This is a genomic window from Duganella caerulea (assembly GCF_040362985.1).
GTDB classification, from domain to species: Bacteria; Pseudomonadota; Gammaproteobacteria; order Burkholderiales; family Burkholderiaceae_D; genus Rugamonas; species Rugamonas vulcania.
Map to the genome: position 1 here is coordinate 529,332 of NZ_BPWJ01000003.1, position 19,924 is coordinate 549,255.

Genomic DNA, 19,924 nt, shown 5'->3' on the forward strand with positions numbered 1-19,924 from the left:
GCAGCGCAGTTCATATAAGGTTATAATAACCAGCCTAGTAAAAGTTCTTCACGGGGTAGTCCCCTGAGAATGCTTTCATCTGGCTAGGTATTACAAGAAGATGGGCAGATGCCCATTTTTTTTTTGGTGAACCGTTTTGAACGGTCTGTTTTTGCCAAGTTGAAAACAGGCCTTGATCTGGAGAATTTCTTGCAGCTGCCGGAATTAATTGAAAAGACCGTTACCGGTCTGGGCTATGAGCTGGTTGATGTCGAACGGGCCGAGCGCGGACTGCTGCGCGTCTTTATCGATTTCAGCGCAGCCGACGCCGAAGAAAAAGGCCCGATTACCGTAGAGGATTGCGCTACGGTCAGCCACCAGTTGTCGCACGTGCTGACGGTCGAGAACGTGAATTACGAGCGTCTCGAAATCTCGTCGCCAGGGCTGGATCGCCCGGTGCGCAAGCTGGAAGATTTCGTGCGTTTTGCCGGTTGCGAAGCAATCGTCAAACTGCGCACCGCAATGCCGGGTACGAACAACCGGAAGTCGTTCCAGGGCGTTCTGCAAGAACCCCAGGGCGACAATTTGTCGTTGGAATTTGAAAGCAATGATGGTCCGGCGCTGTTGGAGTTTACGCTCGCCGATGTGGATAAGGCACGCTTGGTGCCACAGGTGGATTTTAAGGGACGCAAAGCATGAGTCGCGAAGTTTTGTTATTGGTAGACGCGCTGGCGCGTGAAAAGAACGTCGATAAGGATGTGGTTTTCGGCGCGCTGGAATTCGCGTTGGCGCAAGCCACGAAGAAACGCTATGAAGGTGAAGTGGATATTCGCGTTTCGATCGACCGCGAGTCGGGTGAGTTCGAATCCTTCCGCCGCTGGCACGTCGTGCCTGACGAGGCTGGCCTGCAACTGCCGGACCAGGAAATCCTGCACTTCGAAGCCAAGGAACAGATTCCGGACATCGAAGTGGACGACCACATCGAAGAGCCTATTGAATCCGTCGAATTCGGCCGCCGCTTTGCGCAGGACACCAAACAGGTGGTTCTGCAGCGCGTGCGTGACGCCGAGCGCGAGCAGATCCTGGTGGACTTCCTGGAACGCGGCGACTCGCTGGTCACCGGCACCATCAAGCGCATGGAACGCGGCGACGCGATCGTCGAGTCGGGCAAGATCGAAGCCCGCCTGCCACGCGACCAGATGATCCCGAAAGAGAACCTGCGTATCGGCGACCGCGTCCGCGCCTTCATCCTGCGCATCGACCGCAATATGCGCGGCCCGCAGGTGATCCTGTCGCGCACCGCGCCAGAGTTCATCATGAAGCTGTTCGAACTGGAAGTGCCGGAAATCGAGCAAGGCATGCTGGAAATTAAATCGGCGGCGCGCGACGCCGGCGTGCGCGCCAAGATCGCCGTCTACACGGCCGACAAGCGCATCGACCCGATCGGCACCTGCGTCGGCATGCGCGGTTCGCGCGTGCAGGCCGTGACCGGCGAGCTGGGCGGCGAACGCGTCGACATCGTGCTGTGGTCCGAAGATCCGGCGCAGTTCGTCATCGGCGCGCTGGCTCCGGCCAACGTCTCGTCGATCATGGTCGACGAAGAGAAGCACGCGATGGACGTCGTCGTCGACGAGGAAAACCTGGCGATCGCCATCGGCCGCTCCGGCCAGAACGTGCGCCTCGCTTCCGACCTGACCGGCTGGAAGATCAACATCATGACGGCCGAGGAATCGGCCGACAAGGCAGCCCAGGAAACCGCGGCGGTGCGCGCACTGTTCATGGAAAAACTGGACGTCGACCAGGAAGTCGCCGACATCCTGGTGGAAGAGGGCTTTGCCAGCCTGGAAGAAATCGCTTACGTGCCGATCTCCGAAATGCTGGAAATCGAATCGTTCGACGAAGATACCGTCAACGAACTGCGCACCCGCGCCCGTGACGCCCTGGTCACCGAAGCGATCGCTTCGGAAGAAGGCCTGGAAGGCATGGACGAGGCGCTGGTCGGTCTGGAAGGCATGGACCGCATCACCGCCGGCAAGCTGGGCCTGGCTGGTATCAAGACTGTAGAAGCATTTGCTGCACTGGCCTACGACGAATTTGGCGCCATCCTGGCCCTGTCCGCCGACCGTGCACGAGAACTGATTAAGAGTGAATTTGAAGATGTGACCGACGATGAGATGAAGTTGGTTGACTCAAAGTACGACGATCGTGCCAAAGGCTTGCAAGCCAAGGCATGGAGTCTTGCCGAATCCGCAAAGGCTTAATTTGAGTATCTTTATCATCTCCGCGACACATAGAAAAGAGGACTGAATGGCGAGTAACAACGTAGCCCAATTTGCCACCGAACTGAAGATGCCTGCAGATTTGCTGCTGACGCAGCTGCGTTCTGCCGGCGTCGAAAAAAGTTCGACGTCAGATCCATTGTCGAAAGATGATAAGGATAAGCTGCTTGATCACTTGCGCCGTACCCACGGTGCATCGGCTGATACCGAAAAGAAGAAGATCACGCTGACGCGCAAAGAAACCACTGAAATCAAGCAGGCCGACGCCAATGGCAAGGCCCGCACGATTCAGGTCGCTGTGAAGAAGGTGCGCACCTTCGTCCAGCGCGACGAGCCGGTCGTTGCCGCGCCGGTGGCGCCTGCCGCCCCGGTGGTCGACGCCGCCGAGGTCGCACGCCGTGAAGAAGAAGCACGCAAGCAAGCGGAACTGATCGCACGTCAGGAAGCGGAACTGCGCGAGAAGCAGGAACGCCTGGCCAAGCTGGAATCGGAGAAGGAAGCGCAGGCCAAAGCCACCGCCGCCGCCGAAGCCGCCGCCGCCAAGGAAGCCGACGCCGAAGCGAAGAAAGCCGCCGCCAAGGCCGCTGCCGCCGCGACCGCCAGCGCTGCCGGCGCCGCGCCAGCCGCGACCGACGCCGCTGCCGAAGAGAAGAAAAAAGCCGCCGCCGAGGAAGCCAAGAAGAAGGCTGCCGCCGCCGCCAAGGAAGCCGCCGACAAAGCGGCCGCCACCGAGCTGGCACGCAAGGCCGTGGCTGACGAAGTCGCCCAGATCAAGGCCATGATGAACGCGCCACGCCGCGCCATCAAAGCCCCTGAACCAGCGCCTGCGCCGGTCAAGGCCAAGGTTGCCGAAGGCACGCTGCACAAGCCAGCCACCGGCGCCGTCGCCAAACCGGGCGACAAGCCTGGCGACAAGAAGCCGGTCAGCGCGGACAAGAAGTCGATCAAGTCGGCCAATGTCTCGTCGACCTGGCAGGACGACGCCAAGAAACGCGGCGCCCCTGGCGGCACCGCCGGCAAGGGCCGTGGCGGCAACACCGGTTCGACCGGTGGCCGCGATGGCTGGCGCAGTGGTGGCAAGGGCGGCCGTCGTGGCGGCCATTCCGACGACCGCGAAACCAATTTCCAGGCGCCGACCGAAGCCGTCGTCAAAGACGTCTACGTGCCGGAGACCATCACCGTTGCCGAACTGGCGCACAAGATGTCCGTCAAGGCATCCGAGGTCATCAAGCAGCTGATGAAGCTGGGCCAGATGTGCACCATCAACCAGGTGCTGGACCAGGAAACGGCCATGATTCTGGTCGAGGAAATGGGCCACAAGGCCTTCGCCGCCGAGATGGACGATCCGGAAGCGCTGCTGGCCGACCAGGGTGAGCACGCTCACTTTGAATCGGTGCCGCGCGCACCGGTGGTCACCGTCATGGGTCACGTCGACCACGGTAAGACCTCGCTGCTGGATTACATCCGCCGCGCCAAAGTGGCGTCGGGCGAAGCTGGCGGCATTACCCAGCACATCGGCGCATACCACGTGGACACGCCACGCGGCATGATCACCTTCCTCGATACGCCGGGTCACGAAGCCTTTACGGCAATGCGTGCCCGCGGTGCGAAAGCAACCGACATCGTCATCCTGGTGGTGGCTGCCGACGACGGCGTGATGCCGCAAACGAAGGAGGCGATCGCCCACGCGAAAGCTGCCGGCGTGCCGCTGGTTGTCGCGATCAACAAGATCGACAAACCGGGCGGCAACGTGGACCGCGTCACGCAGGAGCTGGTGGCGGAACAAGTGGTGCCGGAAGAATACGGTGGCGAATCGCCATTCGTGCCGGTATCGGCCAAGACCGGCCAGGGCATCGACGCCCTGCTGGAACAGGTGCTGCTGCAAGCCGAAGTGCTGGAACTGAAAGCCCCGATCGATGCGCCTGCGCGCGGTCTGGTGGTCGAAGGCCGTCTGGACAAGGGCAAGGGCCCGGTCGCGACCGTGCTGGTTCAGTCCGGTACGCTGAAGCGCGGCGACGTGATCCTGGCTGGTTCGTCCTTCGGTCGCGTTCGCGCGATGCTGGACGAAAACGGCAAGCCGATCAACGAAGCCGGTCCATCGATCCCGGTCGAAATCCAGGGCCTGACCGAAGTGCCGCAAGCCGGTGAAGAAGTCATGGTCATGGCGGACGAGCGTAAAGCCCGCGAAATCGGCCTGTTCCGTCAAGGTAAGTTCCGCGACGTGAAGCTGGCCAAGCAGCAAGCCGCGAAGCTGGAAAACATGTTCGACCAGATGGCCGAAGGCGAAGTGAAGAACCTGCCGCTGATCATCAAGACCGACGTGCAGGGTTCGCAGGAAGCGCTGGTTGGCTCGCTGCAGAAACTGTCGACCTCCGAAGTGCGCGTACAGGTTGTGCACGCGGCGGTCGGTGGCATCACCGAGTCGGACGTCAACCTGGCGGTGGCCTCGAAAGCGGTCATCATCGGCTTCAACGCCCGTGCCGATGCACAGGCGCGCAAGCTGGCCGAGTCGAACGGCGTGGACATCCGCTACTACAACATCATTTACGATGCGATCGACGAGATCAAATCGGCGTTGTCGGGCATGCTGGCGCCAGAGAAGCGCGAAACCGTTATCGGTCAGGTCGAGATTCGCCAGGTCATCCTGGTCTCGAAAGTCGGCGCGGTCGCCGGTTGCCTGGTCACCGATGGCGTGGTCAAGCGTTCGTCCTCGGTACGCCTGCTGCGCAATAACATCGTGGTGTGGACCGGCGAGATCGATTCGCTCAAACGCTTCAAGGACGACGCGAAAGAAGTACGCGCCGGCCTGGAGTGCGGCCTGTCGCTGAAGAACTACAACGACATCCAGGTGGGCGACTCCCTGGAAGTGTTCGAAGTTCAGGAAATCGCTCGTACGCTGTAATCAGTTGCGATTAGAGTAGTTTTAACCGGGTGGACGGGAGCATACTTGCTTCCGTCCACTTGGCGTTTATGGAAAGCAGTACCGTATATCATGGCTAAACATAGTAAAAACATACCCCAGCGCGGTCAGCGCGTGGCGGACCAGATCCAGCGCGACCTGTCCGAAATCATCGCCTTCGAACTGAAGGACCCGCGCGTCGGCATGATCACCATCACCGAAGTGCAGGTGACTCCGGATTACGCGCACGCCAAGATCTTCTTCACCATGCTCAAGGACAGCAAAGAGCAGGTCAAGCAGACCGTCGACGGCCTCTCCGCGGCGGCCGGCTACATGCGCGGCCAGCTGGGCAAGCGCCTGCACATCCACACGCTGCCGATGCTGCACTTCGTGCACGACACCTCGACCGCGCGCGGCATGGAACTGTCGGCGCTGATCGACCAGGCCAACAGCACCCGCTCGCTGGACGACGAAGAAGGCAAGGCCGAGGAATAAGCCGCGGCTGCACCCATGAAGCAAAACCATCCTAAAAAAGTCCGCGACCTGGTCGACGGCGTGCTTCTGCTCGACAAGCCGGTCGGCTTTTCCAGCAACGATGCACTGATCAAGGCCAAGCGCGTGCTCAACGCCAAGAAGGCCGGCCATACCGGCACGCTCGACCCGTTCGCCACCGGCCTGCTGCCGCTGTGCTTTGGCGAGGCCACCAAGTTCTCGCAGGACTTGCTGGAAGCCGACAAGACCTACGAGACCACGGTGCACCTGGGCCAGATCACCGACACCGGCGACACCGAAGGCGAGGTCATCGAGACCCGCGACGTCAACGTCACGCTGGAGCAGATCCACGCCGTGCTGGAAAAGTTCCGCGGCCCGATCGCCCAGGTGCCGCCGATGTACTCGGCCCTGAAGCGCGACGGCAAGCCGCTGTACGAATACGCGCGCGCCGGCATCACGCTCGAGCGCGAGGCGCGCAACGTCGTCATCCACAAGCTGGAGCTGGTGTCCTACGAGGCGCCGATGCTCAAGCTGGTGGTCACGTGCAGCAAGGGCACCTACATCCGCGTGCTGGGCCAGGACATCGGCGAAGCGCTTGGTTGCGGCGCCCATCTGAACGCGCTGCGCCGCACCCAGGTCGGCCCGCTGACCATGGAAGGCATGCTGACGCTGGAACAGCTGACCGCGCATCCAGTGCCGCTCAGCCTGCTGGCGCCGGTCGATGCCTTGCTGTCCAGCTTCCCGGCCGTGCACCTGAGCGCCGAGCTGGCCAAGCGCTTCCTCAACGGCCAGCGCCTCGCCCTGGGCAAGGAGCCTGTGACGGTTCCGGCCGAAGAGGGCAGGGTGCGCGTCTACCTGGACGACAAGCTGCTCGGCACCGCCCAGCTGGGCGAGTACAGCATCCTCGCGCCGGAGCGCCTGATCGCCTTTGTTCCAGCCTAAGTCCAACCCTAAGCCCCAATAAAGCAACTCTTTGAAAATATTCAGGATTTCAGAGAGAGTTGCACCGCAACATGCTATACTACGCGGTTCCAGAAATTGGCCACTCCCGTACGTCACGTACGCACCCGCAGTTTTTCAGCAAATATAACGACCATGTCTACTACAAAACGCGCAATTCGTAATATCGCCATCATCGCCCACGTTGACCACGGTAAAACTACCCTGGTGGATCAACTGCTGCGTCAGTCCGGCACCTTCCGTGAAAACCAAGCGGTCGACACCCGTGTCATGGACTCGAACGACCTCGAAAAGGAGCGCGGCATTACGATTCTGTCGAAGAACTGCGCTGTTGAGTACGAAGGCACCCACATCAACATCGTCGACACCCCAGGCCACGCCGACTTCGGCGGCGAAGTCGAGCGCGTGCTGTCGATGGTGGACTCGGTTCTGCTGCTGGTCGATGCCCAGGAAGGCCCGATGCCACAGACCCGCTTCGTGACCCGCAAGGCACTGGCGCTGGGCCTGAAGCCTATCGTCGTCGTGAACAAGGTCGACCGTCCTGGCGCGCGCGCCGACTGGGCGATCAACCAGACCTTCGAACTGTTCGACAAGCTGGGCGCGACCGATGAGCAGCTGGACTTCCCTATCGTCTACGCCTCGGGCCTGAACGGCTACGCCGGCCTGACCGAAGACGTGCGCTCGGGCGACATGAAGCCGCTGTTCGACGCCATCCTGGAACACGTGCCTGTCCGTGACGACAATCCAGACGGCCCGCTGCAGATGCAAATCACCTCGCTGGACTACTCGTCCTACGTCGGCAAGATCGGCATTGGCCGTATCAATCGCGGCCGTGTGAAAACCGGCCAGGACGTCATCGTCCTGAACGGTCCTGGCTCGACCCCGATCAAGGGCCGCATCAACCAGGTGCTGAACTTCAAGGGCCTGGAGCGCGTGCTGGTGGACGACGCTGTCGCCGGCGACATCGTGCTGATCAACGGTATCGAAGAAATCGGCATCGGCTCGACCGTGTGCGCACCGGACACCCCGGAAGCGCTGCCGATGCTGACCGTCGACGAGCCTACCCTGACCATGAACTTCATGGTCAACAACTCGCCACTGGCCGGCCGCGAAGGCAAGTTCGTGACCTCGCGCCAGCTGCGCGACCGTCTGGACAAGGAACTGAAAGCCAACGTGGCACTGCGCGTCGCTCCAACCGACGACGACACCGTGTTCGAAGTGTCGGGCCGCGGCGAGCTGCACCTGACCATCCTGATCGAAAACATGCGTCGCGAAGGCTTCGAGCTGGCCGTGTCGCGTCCACGCGTGGTGTTCAAGATGGTCGATGGCGTGCGCCACGAGCCGTTCGAGCAACTGTCGGTTGACGTCGAAGAAGCCAACCAGGGCGGCGTGATGGAAGAACTGGGCCGCCGTCGTGGCGACCTGCAGAACATGGAATCGGACGGCAAAGGCCGTGTGCGTCTGGAATACCGCATTCCTGCGCGTGGCCTGATTGGCTTCCAGGGCGAGTTCATGACCCTGACCCGCGGCACCGGCCTGATGAGCCACGTGTTCGACGCCTACGGTCCTGTCGACAACACCAAGGGTGAACTGGGCGGCCGCCGCAACGGCGTGCTGATCTCGCAGGACGACGGCGCCGCCGTGGCCTACGCGATCTGGAAACTGCAGGATCGCGGCCGCATGTTCGTGGTCCACAACGATCCGGTGTACGAAGGCATGATCATCGGCATCCACTCGCGCGACAACGACCTGGTCGTCAACCCGATCAAGGGCAAGCAGCTGACCAACGTGCGCTCGTCGGGTACCGACGAAGCCGTGCGCCTGGTGCCGCCTATCCAGATGTCGCTGGAATACGCCGTGGAATTCATCGACGACGACGAACTGGTGGAAATCACCCCGAAATCGATCCGTCTGCGCAAGCGTTTCCTGAAGGAACACGAGCGTAAGAAGGCATCGCGCGAAGCGTAATTCCGCTTTAAAGTCGTTCCCTGCAAAAAGCCGCCCAGTGCAAACTGGGCGGCTTTTTGTCTTTCCGAGGTCCCGCCCGGCAGGCTGGCTGGAAACGCGAAATTTACCGTTATGAGAGTTTCATCTCTTTTTATTCGGTATAAGAATTTTGAAAGTTAATATAATTTGGCGAAATACGGGTTTCACTTGCACCGTTGTGTTTTATTTTGCACCAAAATGGTGCGTTACAATCTAACATAAAAATAAACGTTGTTTTGTTGATGAAATTTACAATGCGCAATTGACACCTTTTTAGGCCGCGTGGTTTTATCGATGCTTGAGCTTGCCTTGCAAGCTTCAACGGGGGCGCCGAACAGGCGCTTCTGTGACTGGAAAAAGTTGGGGCAAATATAAAACAAGCTGGTGGCGGTCGGACGTGTTTACCCACGGACCGGCCGTCAATCAAGCTTTTTCTAAATCGGAAATCGGGAAAATCACATGTTAAGAAAAACAGTCATTGCTCGCGCGTTAACCATCGCCTTTGGTACGGCCGTGGTCATGACCGCCGCCGTTCAGCCGGCGATGGCGCAGTCGAACGCTACCGGCACCATCTACGGTATCGTCGACACGCCTGCCGGTGCCACGATCAATCTGGTCAATGTCGATACCGGGCTCAAACGCAGCATCGGTACCGAAGCGGGCGGCCGCTATCAGGTGACCGCGCTGCCTGCCGGCCACTACCGTGTTGAACTGAGCCGCGGCGGCAAGGTCGCGCAAACGCTCGAGGTCGATGTGGTCGCGGGCCAAGGCGTGAACGCATCGTTCGCCGCCACCGTGCAAACGGTGCAGGTGACGGGCCGCCGCAACACCATCGACGTCTCCAACACCAACAACGGCGCCATCTTCACCGGCAAGGAGTTGGCCAAGCTGCCGGTGGCGCATACGCTCAACGCTATCGCGCTGCTGGCTCCTAACACCACCAAGGGCGATTCGGCCTACGGCAATACCGCTTCCTTCGGCGGCTCCGGCGTGTCGGAAAACGCGTTCTACCTGAATGGCTTCCCGATCACCAATCCGTTGAGCCAACTGGGTTCGATGGAACTGCCGTTCGGCGCGATCCAGCAGGCATCGGTACTGACCGGCGGCTTCGGCGCCGAGTACGGCCGTTCGATCGGCGGCGTGATGAGCGTGACCACCAAGAGCGGCACCAACACCTGGGAAGGCGGCGCGACCTACAGCATCGAGCCGCAGAGCACGCACGCGGCGTACAAGAACTTCAACTATGCCGTTACCGGCGATTCGAGCAACGCGGCCACCGACGGCAAGCTGGACCTGCGCCGCGACAATCGCACGGTCTCCAACGTCCAGTACGGCGCTTACCTGGGTGGCCCGATCATCAAGGACAAGCTGTTCATGTTCATTGCCGGCGACCAGACCATCGGCAAGGATTCCTACGTTGGTTCGAGCTCGCTGACCAATCCGGCCACCATCGCGCAAAGCGGCTGGAACCACAACCGCTCGCAGGAAAACCGCTGGTTGGGCAAGCTGGACTGGAACATCACCGATGATCATCGCCTGGAGTTCACCACCGCCGGCGACAGCTACCAGACTCGTTACCAAAAATACGGCTATGTGCTGAACCCGAACAATCCGAAAGCTGCCGAGCAACTGGACGGCGTCCCGAACAATCAACTGTACTCGTCCGCGGTGGGCAAGAATCTGGGGCCAACCGATCCCGAGTTCCCAGGCACGCCTGGCTCGACGGTTAATATGCTGAAGTACACCGGCAATATCACCGACGACCTGGTCATTACTGGCCTGTACGGCGTACTGAAGAGCAAGCACGGCGTCAGCTACGAGGCGCTGGGCGCGAACGCCGGCACCGGCGCTGTGCCACCGACCGTTCTGTACAGCACGACCGCCAAGTGGCCAGCGCTCAACCCTGCGCTCTACCGTAACTACAACGTCTTCCCTGGCTACATCAGCCGTCCGGGCGAAGATGAGGTGAAATCGGGCCGCTTCGACCTTGAATACAAGATCAAAAACCACACTGTGCGCGCCGGTATCGACGCGAGCGACATCACCTCGTCCGCCGCGGGCCAGATCCGCAGCGGCGGTTCGTCGTGGTCGTACAAGTACGTGGGCGACAAGTTCGTCGGCCAGCCGATCAATCTGTCGGGCGGCCGTCCAGGCAATGTTGCCGACTTCGGCGGCTCGGGCACGGCTGGTTACTACGTCTCGCAATCGATCTTCAACTCGCTGACCTCGGCATCGTCCAAGCAATCGGCGCAGTACATCGAAGACCGCTGGCAAGTGCGCAAGGACCTGCTGGTCACCCTGGGTATCCGCAATGATGCCTACAGCAACTCGACCGGCGACGGCGTCAAGTTCCTCGACATGAAGAGCGAAGTGGCGCCGCGCGCGTCGGCCGCTTGGGACGTCAACGGCGACGCCTCGTTCAAGGTCTTCGGTAGCGCTGGCCGTTACTACCTGCAACTGCCGACCCAGGTGGCAGCCCGCGCAGCTAGCCGCTCCACCTACACCACCCAGGAGTTCACCTACACCGGCATCGATCCGACCACTGGTGTACCGCTGGGCCTGAAGACGGTCAACACGCCGATCTCGTCGGACGGCGAATACGGCCAGGCCAAGAACCCGCGCTCGGTGGTTGCCGCCGACCTCAAGCCTAACTACCAGGACGAGCTGACCCTGGGCTTCGAAAAAGCCTACAGCCCGAACCTGAACTTCGGCGGCAAGGTCACCTACCGCAAGTTGGGCGCCGGTATCGATGACAGCTGCGACACCCGTCCGCTGCTGAAGTTCGCCGCCGACCATGGTATCGACATCCAGAACCAGGGCGCTGTGAACTGCTACATCTTTAACCCTGGCCGCGACGTCACGGTTTGGATCGATGGCAACGATGCGGCCGGCAACCCGGTCGTCACCGGCAAGGGCCAGCTGGCTCACTTCACCGCCGCTGAAATCGGCGAACCGAAGGCCGAGCGGACCTACGCCGCACTGGACATGTTCCTCGAGCATCCGGCACGCAACGGCTGGTATGGCCGCGTGAACTACACGCTGTCGCGCAGCAAGGGCAACATGGAAGGCCAGACCCGTTCCGACACCGGCCAGACCGACGTCGGCACCTCGGCCGCGTGGGACTTCCCGGAATTCGCGCCGGGCAGCAACGGCCTGCTGCCGAACGACCGCAAGCACCAGCTCAAGATGTACGGCTACTACGAGCTGACGCCTGAATGGACGGTCGGCGCCTTCGCGCTGATCCAGTCCGGTCGTCCGGTCCTGTGCCTGGGCACCAATGACGCGGCCGACAGCGGTTCCGATCCGGCCTATCCACTCGGTCAGCAGTACTTCGGCCCAGGCTATGGCGCCGAGTACTACAACTGCGGCGGCAAGCCGACGCCACGCGGCAGCCTTGGCCGTATGCCATGGGAAAAGCGTCTGGACGTGAACTTGGCTTATGCGCCGAAGATGATCCAGGGCTTGACCGTCAAGGTAGACGTGTTCAACGTGTTCAACAAGCAGGCGCCGATCACCAACAACGCCACCTATGACGACGGTTCCAGCGGCACGATCTCGGCGACCTACCGCGAAGTGCAGAACTATCAGGTTCCGCGCTATGCGAAGTTCACGGTAGAGTACAACCACAAGTTCTAAGCCGGCTTGCCGTCTTGATCTGAACCGCAGCTTCGGCTGCGGTTTTTTTTTTGCGCGGCCGCCACGCCGGTTTCGTTTGCGTTTTTATTTCTGCTGGGGTACTTTGGTGCATGCCAGCATAAACCGCAGGGAGGAAGATCCGTGAGCGACGACCAGTCCAAGCCGGGGCCGCAATGGCCCGTCCATCCGTTTGCGCTGGCCCAGCAGGCGGCCGACTACTGGATCGACGCCTGCCAGCGCAGCGTGCTGTTCATGGACGTGCTGCGCCAGCGCGGCGACGAGCGCAACCATCGCGACGAGCAGCCCGCGCCGCATGTGCTGAGCTTTGAGTTCGAGACCATCCTCGACGGCCGCCACCTGGAGCGCCCGGTCAACTACGGCCTGCTGTACATCCTGCCGCCGGACGGCATCGCGCCCGATCCGCACAAGCGGCCCTTCATCGTGTTCGACCCGCGCGCCGGCCACGGCCCCGGCATCGGCGGCATGAAGCAGGACAGCGAAATCGGCGTCGTGCTCAAGGCCGGCCATCCCTGTTATTTCGTCGGCTTCCTGCCGCAGCCGGTGCCGGGCCAGACCATCGAGGACGTGTGCCGCGCCGAGGCGCAGTTCATCGCCAAGGTGGCCGCGCTGCACCCGCACGCCGACGGCAAGCCCGCGCTGATCGGCAACTGCCAGGCCGGCTGGCAGATCATGATGACCAGCGCGCTCAATCCCGACCTGGTCGGTCCGCTGGTGCTGGCCGGCGCGCCGCTGTCATACTGGGCCGGCGTGCGCGGCAAGAACCCCTTGCGCTACCTGGGCGGCGTGCTGGGCGGCACCTGGATGACCGCGCTGGCGGGCGACCTCGGCAATGGCATCTTCGACGGCGCGCAACTGGTCGCCAACTTCGAGAAGATGAACCCGTCCAACACGCTGTGGTCCAAGAACTACAACGTGTATTCCAAGATCGACACCGAGGCCGAGCGCTTCCTGGAATTTGAAAAGTGGTGGGGCAACCCGGTGCTGCTGAACGCGGGCGAGATGCAGTACATCGCCGACTCGCTGTTCGTCGGCAACCGCCTGAGCGATGCCGCCCTGCTCGACAGCAACGGCCACCGCATCGACCTGCGCAACATCAAGTCGCCGATCGTGGTGTTCTGCTCGTGGGGCGACGACATCACGCCGCCGCAACAGGCGCTGGGCTGGGTGCTGGACCTGTACGAGGACGACGCGGCGCTGGTGGCGGGCGGCCAGACCATCATTTACTCGATGCACCAGAGCATAGGCCACCTGGGCATCTTCGTCTCGGCCTCGGTGGCGAACAAGGAGCACGAGGAATTCACGGCGGCGATGGACATGATCGACATCATGCCGCCCGGCCTGTACGAGGCCGTGTTCCTCGACAAGGACGAGGAGATGCTGCAGGCGGAAATCGCGGCCGGCGACATGGCGGGCGGCGACTACGTGATGCGCTTCGAGCGGCGCGGCCTGGACGCGTTGCGCGCGCTGGGCGGCAACGACGCCGAGGACGAGCGCCGCTTCGCGGCCGTGGCGCGCGTATCGGAAATCAACACCGGGCTGTACCGCACCTACGCCAGTCCGGTGGTCAAGGCCATGGTCACCGAGGCCAGCGCCGAGCAGCAGCGCGAATCGCATCCGCTGCGGCTGCGCTACCGCATGTTCTCCAGTAAAAATCCGCTGCTTGACGGCATACCGGCGATGGCCGCCAAGGTGCGCGCCGAGCGCCGCCCGGTGGCGCCCGACAACATCTTCATGCAGATGCAGGAAGCGATGTCGCGGCAGATCGTGGACGCGCTGGACCGCTACCGCGACCTGCGCGACCAGGCCACCGAAAACATCTTCCTCGGCGTGTACGGCTCGCCGCTGCTGCAGGCGCTGGTGGGGCTGCGCACCGACGGCGGCCGTCCGCGCCGCATCGGCCGCGACATCGCGCGCGAAGCCGCGCTCAACGCGCACCGCGCGGCGGCGGCCATGAAGACGGCGGAGGGCGGCGTGACCGAGGCCATCATCCGCGGCCTGCTGTACATCTACCGCAGCCCGGAGATGAGCGCGGCCGACGAGCGCGCCTTCGCCACCATCCGCCAATTGCGCCTGCGCACCTCGGACGACAAGGAGCTGAGCGTCACGCATTTCAAGACCATCCTGCGCGAGCAATACCTGATGCTGCAGGTGGACGAGGAGGCGGCGATGCACGACCTGCCGCTGCTGCTGCCGGCCTCGGCGGAAGCGCGCGCGGCGGCGCTGGCCATCGTGCGCCAGGTGGCCGGCGCCACCGGCACGCTGACCGGCGACGGCGCGGTCCGGCTGGAGCGGGTGGTCGCGGCCTTCGAGGCGCGCGCGCCCAAGCTGGCGGTGGCGGGCAAGCGCGGCAAGGGGTGATTGGCGGGTGATTAACGGCGTAGCGGCTTGCGCATGAACACGCTCAGCGGATCGTCCGGATAGTCGCCGTAGGGCGCGCAGCGCTGGAAGCCGTGGCGCTCGTACAGGCTGAGCGCTTCCGGCTGGGACGGGCCGGTCTCCAGCACCATCTCCGGACAGCCCTGGTCCAGCGCCGCCTGCTCCAGCAAGGCCAGCACGCCGCGCGCCAGGCCCTGGCCGCGCGCCGCCGGCTGCACATACATGCGCTTGATCTCGCCATATTCCGGCGTCAGCACGATGGCGCCGCAGCCGACGATGGCGCCGGCCGCGTCGCGCGCGACCGCGAAGCGCACGTTCGGCTGCATCAGCGAGGGCAGGTCCAGCGCGTACACGCTTTCCGGCGGATACAGGGTCAGCTGATAGGCGTCGAGGTCGGCGATCAGGGCGATGACTTCGGGCTGGTCGGGGGATTCAAAGGCGATGGGCATGGCGGTCATTTTAATGGACGAAAAAATCCAGTATAATGGATTTTATGGATATCAACAAACTGATTGCCAGCCGCGTGCTGGCCTTGCGCGACAGCCGGGGGCTGTCGCTGACCGCGCTGGCCGAGCGCAGCGGCGTGAGCCGCTCCAATATCTCGCTGATCGAGCGCGGCGAAAGCAGCGCCACCGCCACCGTGCTGGACAAGCTGGCCGGCGCGCTGGGCGTCACGCTGGCCGCGCTGTTCGAGGCGGGGGAAGGCGAGCCCGCCCCGTCGCCGCTGCAGCGCGCCGCCGGCCAGCCGGTATGGACCGATCCGGCGTCGGGCTACGTGCGGCGGCAACTGTCGCCGTCCGTGCGCTCGCCGCTGCAACTGGTGGAGGTGGTGTTCCCGCCCGGCCAGCGCGTGAGCTACGAGCAGGTCGTGCGCGAGGCCGACGTGCACCAGCAGGTGTGGCTGCTGGAAGGCGTGATGGACATCGCCGCCGGCGGCCAGCAATGGCGGCTGGAAGCGGGCGACTGCCTGGCCATCCGCGAGGACCAGCACATCAGCTACTTCAACCCCGGCGAGCAAGCGGCGCGCTACCTGGTCGGCCTGGTCACGCTGCCGTTTGTGTGAGTATTTAATTCTTCGCTGAGTTATTACATGCTCGGCTAAAAATTGCGCCATGTCGCCGTTCCAAGTCCATCGACTCGAAATACGCGAAAAGCCCACCTTGAACTAGCATCTTTATAACCAAAGACGACTGCGTAACCGGCAATATCGTAAGCAAGGACTGCTCCTGCTCCTGCGCTAACAGACATCTTTCTCCGGCCGCTCCTTTGAAGCCGTGTATTACCTTCAGCTGTATCACGCTGAGCTGAGTTGGTGGGCCCTGCAACCGCGTTCCCTGCACCATAAGCAACGTGGCTTACGCCTATGTCATCGACGACAAAGCGACAGCCGGTAAATTCAGAAGTAAGAAAATAGTTGCATCCAGATTTTTCAATAGTTTCCCAGGTGACTTCGGTAATTTGCCCCTTTCCTGGAGATCCAGACCATGGGAGCCAATAAACCGTTTTCTGGTCCCGCACATAAGTGCCTGGGTCGTCCTTTTTGGAATAAATATTAACGACGTTTCCAGTAGTAATTGCGATAAGCTGTTGAGCACCGCGATGAGCACTCTTCATATTTTGAGCATTACCTAGTTCGCCCATAAGTTGCACATTCGTAATTGTTTGCGCGGTAATGTTTTTCAGATTGCTCCAGAACATTATTTTCTCTCCGGTTTATAGGGGGCTTCTAAAATTTAACATAGCAAAACAATAATAAAATATCCAATTGTAACGTTGGTGATGTTCGTTTTTTGGCGGCCTTCAGGGCGCTGCCGAGCCAGGTGAGGTCGATGGCGATGGTGTTTGATGCCGCCAATCCCCTCTGTATACTTGTCGATCAGGTCGGCGAGCGTCATTTTTGTTATGATACGCACGTCCTCGTGTTTCATTGCCAGCATGTTCGACTCGGTCGTGGCCACCCACGCGGTGGCTAGCCCCTTGGCGGGGAATGCCGTACCTGCGCGCGCCATTGAGTTCCTACCTTAATTACTGAAGCCATTTCGTAGCAATCCTGCAGCACTGCGTTGTGAGTTTAGGTGATTAATCATTATTTACAGTGACAAATCAGATGGTCCAAGATATCAACTCCCCAGAAGGGAAATCCAAAAAATCCAGCACTGTGGCCGGTCGCCGGATTAGCGTTGCCCCAATGATGGACTGGACCGACCGCCACTGCCGCGTGTTCCACCGCCACATCAGCCAGCACACCTGGCTGTACACGGAGATGGTCACCACCGGCGCGCTGGTCTACGGCGACGTCGAACGCCACCTGCGATTCAACGACGAAGAGCATCCGGTGGCGCTGCAACTGGGCGGCAGCGATCCGGCCGATCTCGCCACCAGCGCCAAGCTGGGCGAGAAGTGGGGCTACGATGAAATCAACCTCAACTGCGGTTGCCCGTCCGAACGCGTGCAGAAGGGCGCATTCGGCGCCTGCCTGATGGCCGAGCCGCAACTGGTGGCCGATTGCGTCAAAGCCATGCGCGACGCCGTCAACATCGACGTCACCGTCAAGCACCGCATCGGCATCGACCAGACCGAAAGCTACGACTTCGTGCGCGACTTCGTCGGCACCGTGGCCGAGGCCGGCTGCACGACCTTCATCGTGCATGCGCGCAACGCCATCCTCAAGGGCCTGTCGCCCAAGGAGAACCGCGAGGTGCCGCCGCTGAAGTACGAGTTCGCCTACCAGCTCAAGCGCGACTTCCCTGACTTCGAAATCATTATCAACGGCGGCATCAAGACCGAGGCCGAAATCGACCTGCATTTGCAGCATCTGGATGGCGTCATGCTGGGCCGCGAGGCCTATCACAACCCCTTCGTGATGGCCGGTTTCGACCAGCGCTACTACGGCGACACGCGCGCGCCCAAGAGCCGTGAAGACGTGCTCGAAGCCATGATTCCCTATATTCAAGCCCAGCTGGACCGCCATGGTCCCCAGGGCTTGAAGCTCAATTCCATCACCCGCCACATGCTGGGGCTGATGACCGGCCTGCCGGGCGCCCGCGCCTTCCGCCAGGTGCTGTCCGATTCCAAAAAACTCTCCCTCGGCGACCCCGCCTTGCTGCGCGAAGCCGCAGCCCGTCTACGTATTGCTGCGTAGTACACAGCACAAACTAGCGTTTCTGGCAAACAATATATTGGACTGTTGGAATTTCCACGCAGAAAGTTCGTTTGCGTATTTTTCGGGCAGTTTTTGCTTGCTTTGAGGCAAAATTTGCATCTATAATTCCTGAATATACACACATATCCACCGTTGTTCTCCGTTTGTATATGGCGGTAAAACTACATAAAAGCTGCTGGTGGAGCCGCTAATTTTGCATTCGCAGTCATTGTTTGCTACTGTCTAGATATATTACTTAGCAGCAAGGCCGGGTGGGTTGTGTCGTGCACGAGACGAGACTAGCCAGGGCACTCTTATCAACTGTGTCACTTACGAAGAAGACGAGATGAATTTAGCAAAAATGAAAGTCGGAACGCGCCTGGGTCTTGGATTCGCGCTGGTTCTTTTATTCCTGGTGGCTGTGACCGCCGTGGGTATCTTCCGCATGGCACAGATTCAGGACCGTCTGGATCACGTGATTACGGTGAACAACGTGGTGTCGCGCCTGGTGGTCGACATGCGTTCCAACGTGGGCGACCGCGTGACCTCGCTGCGCATCCTGACCCTGATGACCGATGCCGGCGACATGGAACCGGAAATGAATCGCATCAAGGAACTGGCCGGCAAGTACGCCGATGCGCAGAACAAACTGAGCTCGCAGTTCGCCATCGAAGCCACCGCTGAGGAAAAAGCGTTGCTGGCGACGGTCAAGGAGCAGGAAGCGATCGCCATGCCGGCCATCGCCAAGGCGTCCGAACTGTGGCTGGCCAACAAGGCCGAGGAAGCCACCAAGGTGCTGATCAAGGAAATCCGTCCGGCCCAGAAAAAATGGATGGCCGCGCTCGATCAGCTGGGCACGCTGGAAGACAAGCTGAACGCGCAAGTGCAGACCGACGCCGCAGCCGGCTTCTCGGCCGCTCGCAGCTTCATGATCATCATGGGCGTGCTGGCCGTCGCGATCTCGGTCGCCCTGGCCTACGTCATCACCCGCGGCCTGCTGAAACAGCTGGGCGGCGAGCCGGACTACACCGCCTCGATCGCCGGCGCCATCGCCAACGGCGACCTGTCGATCGCCATCGACACCGACGGCAACGACAAGGACAGCCTGCTGTCCGAGATGAAGGAAATGCGCAACAGCCTGGTCGACATCGTGGGCCAGGTCCGCTCGGGCACCGAGACCATCGGCACCGCCTCGCGTGAAATCGCCGCCGGCAATATCGACCTGTCGTCGCGCACCGAGATGCAAGCGAGCTCGCTGGAGAAGACCGCGTCGGCGATGGAAGAGCTGACCTCGACCGTGAAGCAGAACGCGGACAATGCCCGCGAAGCGAACCAGCTGGCCTCGGCCGCGTCGGACGTCGCCATCAAGGGCGGCAAGGTGGTGTCGGAAGTGGTCAACACCATGAGCTCGATCGACGCGTCGGCCAAGAAGATTGTCGACATCATCGGCGTGATCGATGGCATCGCTTTCCAGACCAACATCCTGGCGTTGAACGCCGCGGTGGAAGCGGCACGTGCCGGCGAACAGGGCCGCGGCTTCGCGGTGGTGGCGTCGGAAGTGCGCAACCTGGCCCAGCGTTCCGCTGGCGCCGCCAAGGAAATCAAGATGCTGATCGACGACTCGGTGGAAAAAGTCGGCGCCGGCACCAAGCTGGTCGGCCAGGCCGGCGTGACGATGGACGAAGTGGTGGCCTCGGTGCGCCGCGTGACCGACATCATGAGCGAGATCGCCAACGCCAGCCAGGAACAGAGCGCCGGCATCGAGCAGGTGAACCACTCCATCATCGAGATGGACAGCATGACCCAACAAAACGCCGCGCTGGTGGAAGAAGCCGCCGCCGCCGCGCAAAGCTTGCAGGACCAGGCCGCCGAATTGTCGCGCGTGGTCAGCATCTTCAAACTGGTGGAAGGCGAGGAGCGCGTGTCGGCTCCGGTGTACCAGCCTGCCGCCGCCAAGGCAGTGGTCAAACCGATCGTTGCCCGCGCTCCTGTCAAGAAGCTGGCCTCCGCGCCGGCGCCTGCCGCAGCAGCCAAACCGAAGAAAGTCGCCGCGGCCGCCAGTGCAGCCGGCAGCGATGAGTGGGAAGAGTTTTAATACTTTGCCGCAGTCTGCCGTCGCGCTGTTGCGCGGCACATGGGCCCGCTGTGGGTTTC

Annotated in this window: 14 protein-coding genes; 11 read left to right on the forward strand and 3 right to left on the reverse strand. The window is 61.6% G+C overall.

All coding sequences use genetic code 11. The features are described from left to right. Positions 1–189 precede the first annotated feature (189 nt). The 8 genes from rimP to ACUJB0_RS11615 all read left to right on the forward strand — a co-directional run bounded on the left by rimP (position 190) and on the right by ACUJB0_RS11615 (position 14,610). Positions 190–678 carry a ribosome maturation factor RimP gene (rimP, locus tag ACUJB0_RS11580; protein WP_117013340.1) on the forward strand — a complete coding sequence of 163 codons (489 nt, stop codon included), beginning with the start codon at positions 190–192 and terminating at the stop codon, positions 676–678. Continuing rightward, positions 675–2,240, forward strand: coding sequence for a transcription termination factor NusA (gene nusA, locus ACUJB0_RS11585; RefSeq protein ID WP_117013206.1), 1,566 nt, complete (start codon positions 675–677; stop codon positions 2,238–2,240). The genes rimP and nusA overlap by 4 nt, the downstream gene beginning before the upstream one ends. A 46-nt stretch (positions 2,241–2,286) precedes the next feature. Continuing rightward, positions 2,287–5,160 carry a translation initiation factor IF-2 gene (gene infB, locus ACUJB0_RS11590; RefSeq protein WP_444845353.1) on the forward strand — a complete coding sequence of 958 codons (2,874 nt, stop codon included), beginning with the start codon at positions 2,287–2,289 and terminating at the stop codon, positions 5,158–5,160. 90 nt (positions 5,161–5,250) lie between these two features. Beyond that, positions 5,251–5,652: a 30S ribosome-binding factor RbfA gene (gene rbfA / locus ACUJB0_RS11595; protein ID WP_444845354.1), complete on the forward strand. Its 402-nt coding sequence runs from the start codon at positions 5,251–5,253 to the stop codon at positions 5,650–5,652. Between the two features lie 15 nt (positions 5,653–5,667). Beyond that, positions 5,668–6,591 (forward strand): tRNA pseudouridine(55) synthase TruB, encoded by a 924-nt coding sequence (truB, locus tag ACUJB0_RS11600; protein WP_444845355.1) that lies wholly within the window; start codon positions 5,668–5,670, stop codon positions 6,589–6,591. A 153-nt stretch (positions 6,592–6,744) separates the two neighbouring features. Continuing rightward, positions 6,745–8,577, forward strand: coding sequence for a translational GTPase TypA (gene typA / locus ACUJB0_RS11605; RefSeq protein WP_444845356.1), 1,833 nt, complete (start codon positions 6,745–6,747; stop codon positions 8,575–8,577). A 537-nt stretch (positions 8,578–9,114) separates the two neighbouring features. Beyond that, positions 9,115–12,231 (forward strand): TonB-dependent receptor, encoded by a 3,117-nt coding sequence (locus tag ACUJB0_RS11610; protein ID WP_444845357.1) that lies wholly within the window; start codon positions 9,115–9,117, stop codon positions 12,229–12,231. A gap of 141 nt (positions 12,232–12,372) precedes the next feature. Then, complete coding sequence (locus tag ACUJB0_RS11615) at positions 12,373–14,610, forward strand: DUF3141 domain-containing protein (RefSeq protein WP_444845358.1); 2,238 nt, start codon at positions 12,373–12,375, stop codon at positions 14,608–14,610. Positions 14,611–14,621: 11 nt separating this feature from the next. On the opposite strand, the gene ACUJB0_RS11620 is transcribed toward ACUJB0_RS11615, so the two are convergent. Next, complete coding sequence (locus tag ACUJB0_RS11620; protein ID WP_444845562.1) at positions 14,622–15,077, reverse strand: GNAT family N-acetyltransferase; 456 nt, start codon at positions 15,075–15,077, stop codon at positions 14,622–14,624. A 44-nt stretch (positions 15,078–15,121) separates the two neighbouring features. Here ACUJB0_RS11620 and ACUJB0_RS11625 point away from each other — a divergent pair, with 44 nt between their 5' ends. Then, positions 15,122–15,691, forward strand: a complete 570-nt coding sequence (locus tag ACUJB0_RS11625) for a helix-turn-helix domain-containing protein (protein WP_444845359.1) — start codon at positions 15,122–15,124, stop codon at positions 15,689–15,691. Between the two features lie 35 nt (positions 15,692–15,726). Here ACUJB0_RS11625 and ACUJB0_RS11630 read toward each other — a convergent pair whose 3' ends face one another. Both ACUJB0_RS11630 and ACUJB0_RS11635 read right to left on the reverse strand, forming a co-directional pair. Further along, positions 15,727–16,326: a hypothetical protein gene (locus tag ACUJB0_RS11630; protein ID WP_444845360.1), complete on the reverse strand. Its 600-nt coding sequence runs from the start codon at positions 16,324–16,326 to the stop codon at positions 15,727–15,729. A 35-nt stretch (positions 16,327–16,361) separates the two neighbouring features. After that, positions 16,362–16,637, reverse strand: coding sequence for a hypothetical protein (locus ACUJB0_RS11635; protein WP_444845361.1), 276 nt, complete (start codon positions 16,635–16,637; stop codon positions 16,362–16,364). A 98-nt stretch (positions 16,638–16,735) separates the two neighbouring features. Here ACUJB0_RS11635 and dusA point away from each other — a divergent pair, with 98 nt between their 5' ends. Next, a complete protein-coding gene (dusA, locus tag ACUJB0_RS11640; protein ID WP_444845362.1) occupies positions 16,736–17,770 on the forward strand; it encodes a tRNA dihydrouridine(20/20a) synthase DusA in 1,035 nt (344 codons plus the stop codon). A gap of 361 nt (positions 17,771–18,131) precedes the next feature. Further along, positions 18,132–19,865, forward strand: a complete 1,734-nt coding sequence (locus tag ACUJB0_RS11645) for a methyl-accepting chemotaxis protein (protein ID WP_444845363.1) — start codon at positions 18,132–18,134, stop codon at positions 19,863–19,865. The last annotated feature ends 59 nt before the right edge of the window (positions 19,866–19,924 follow it).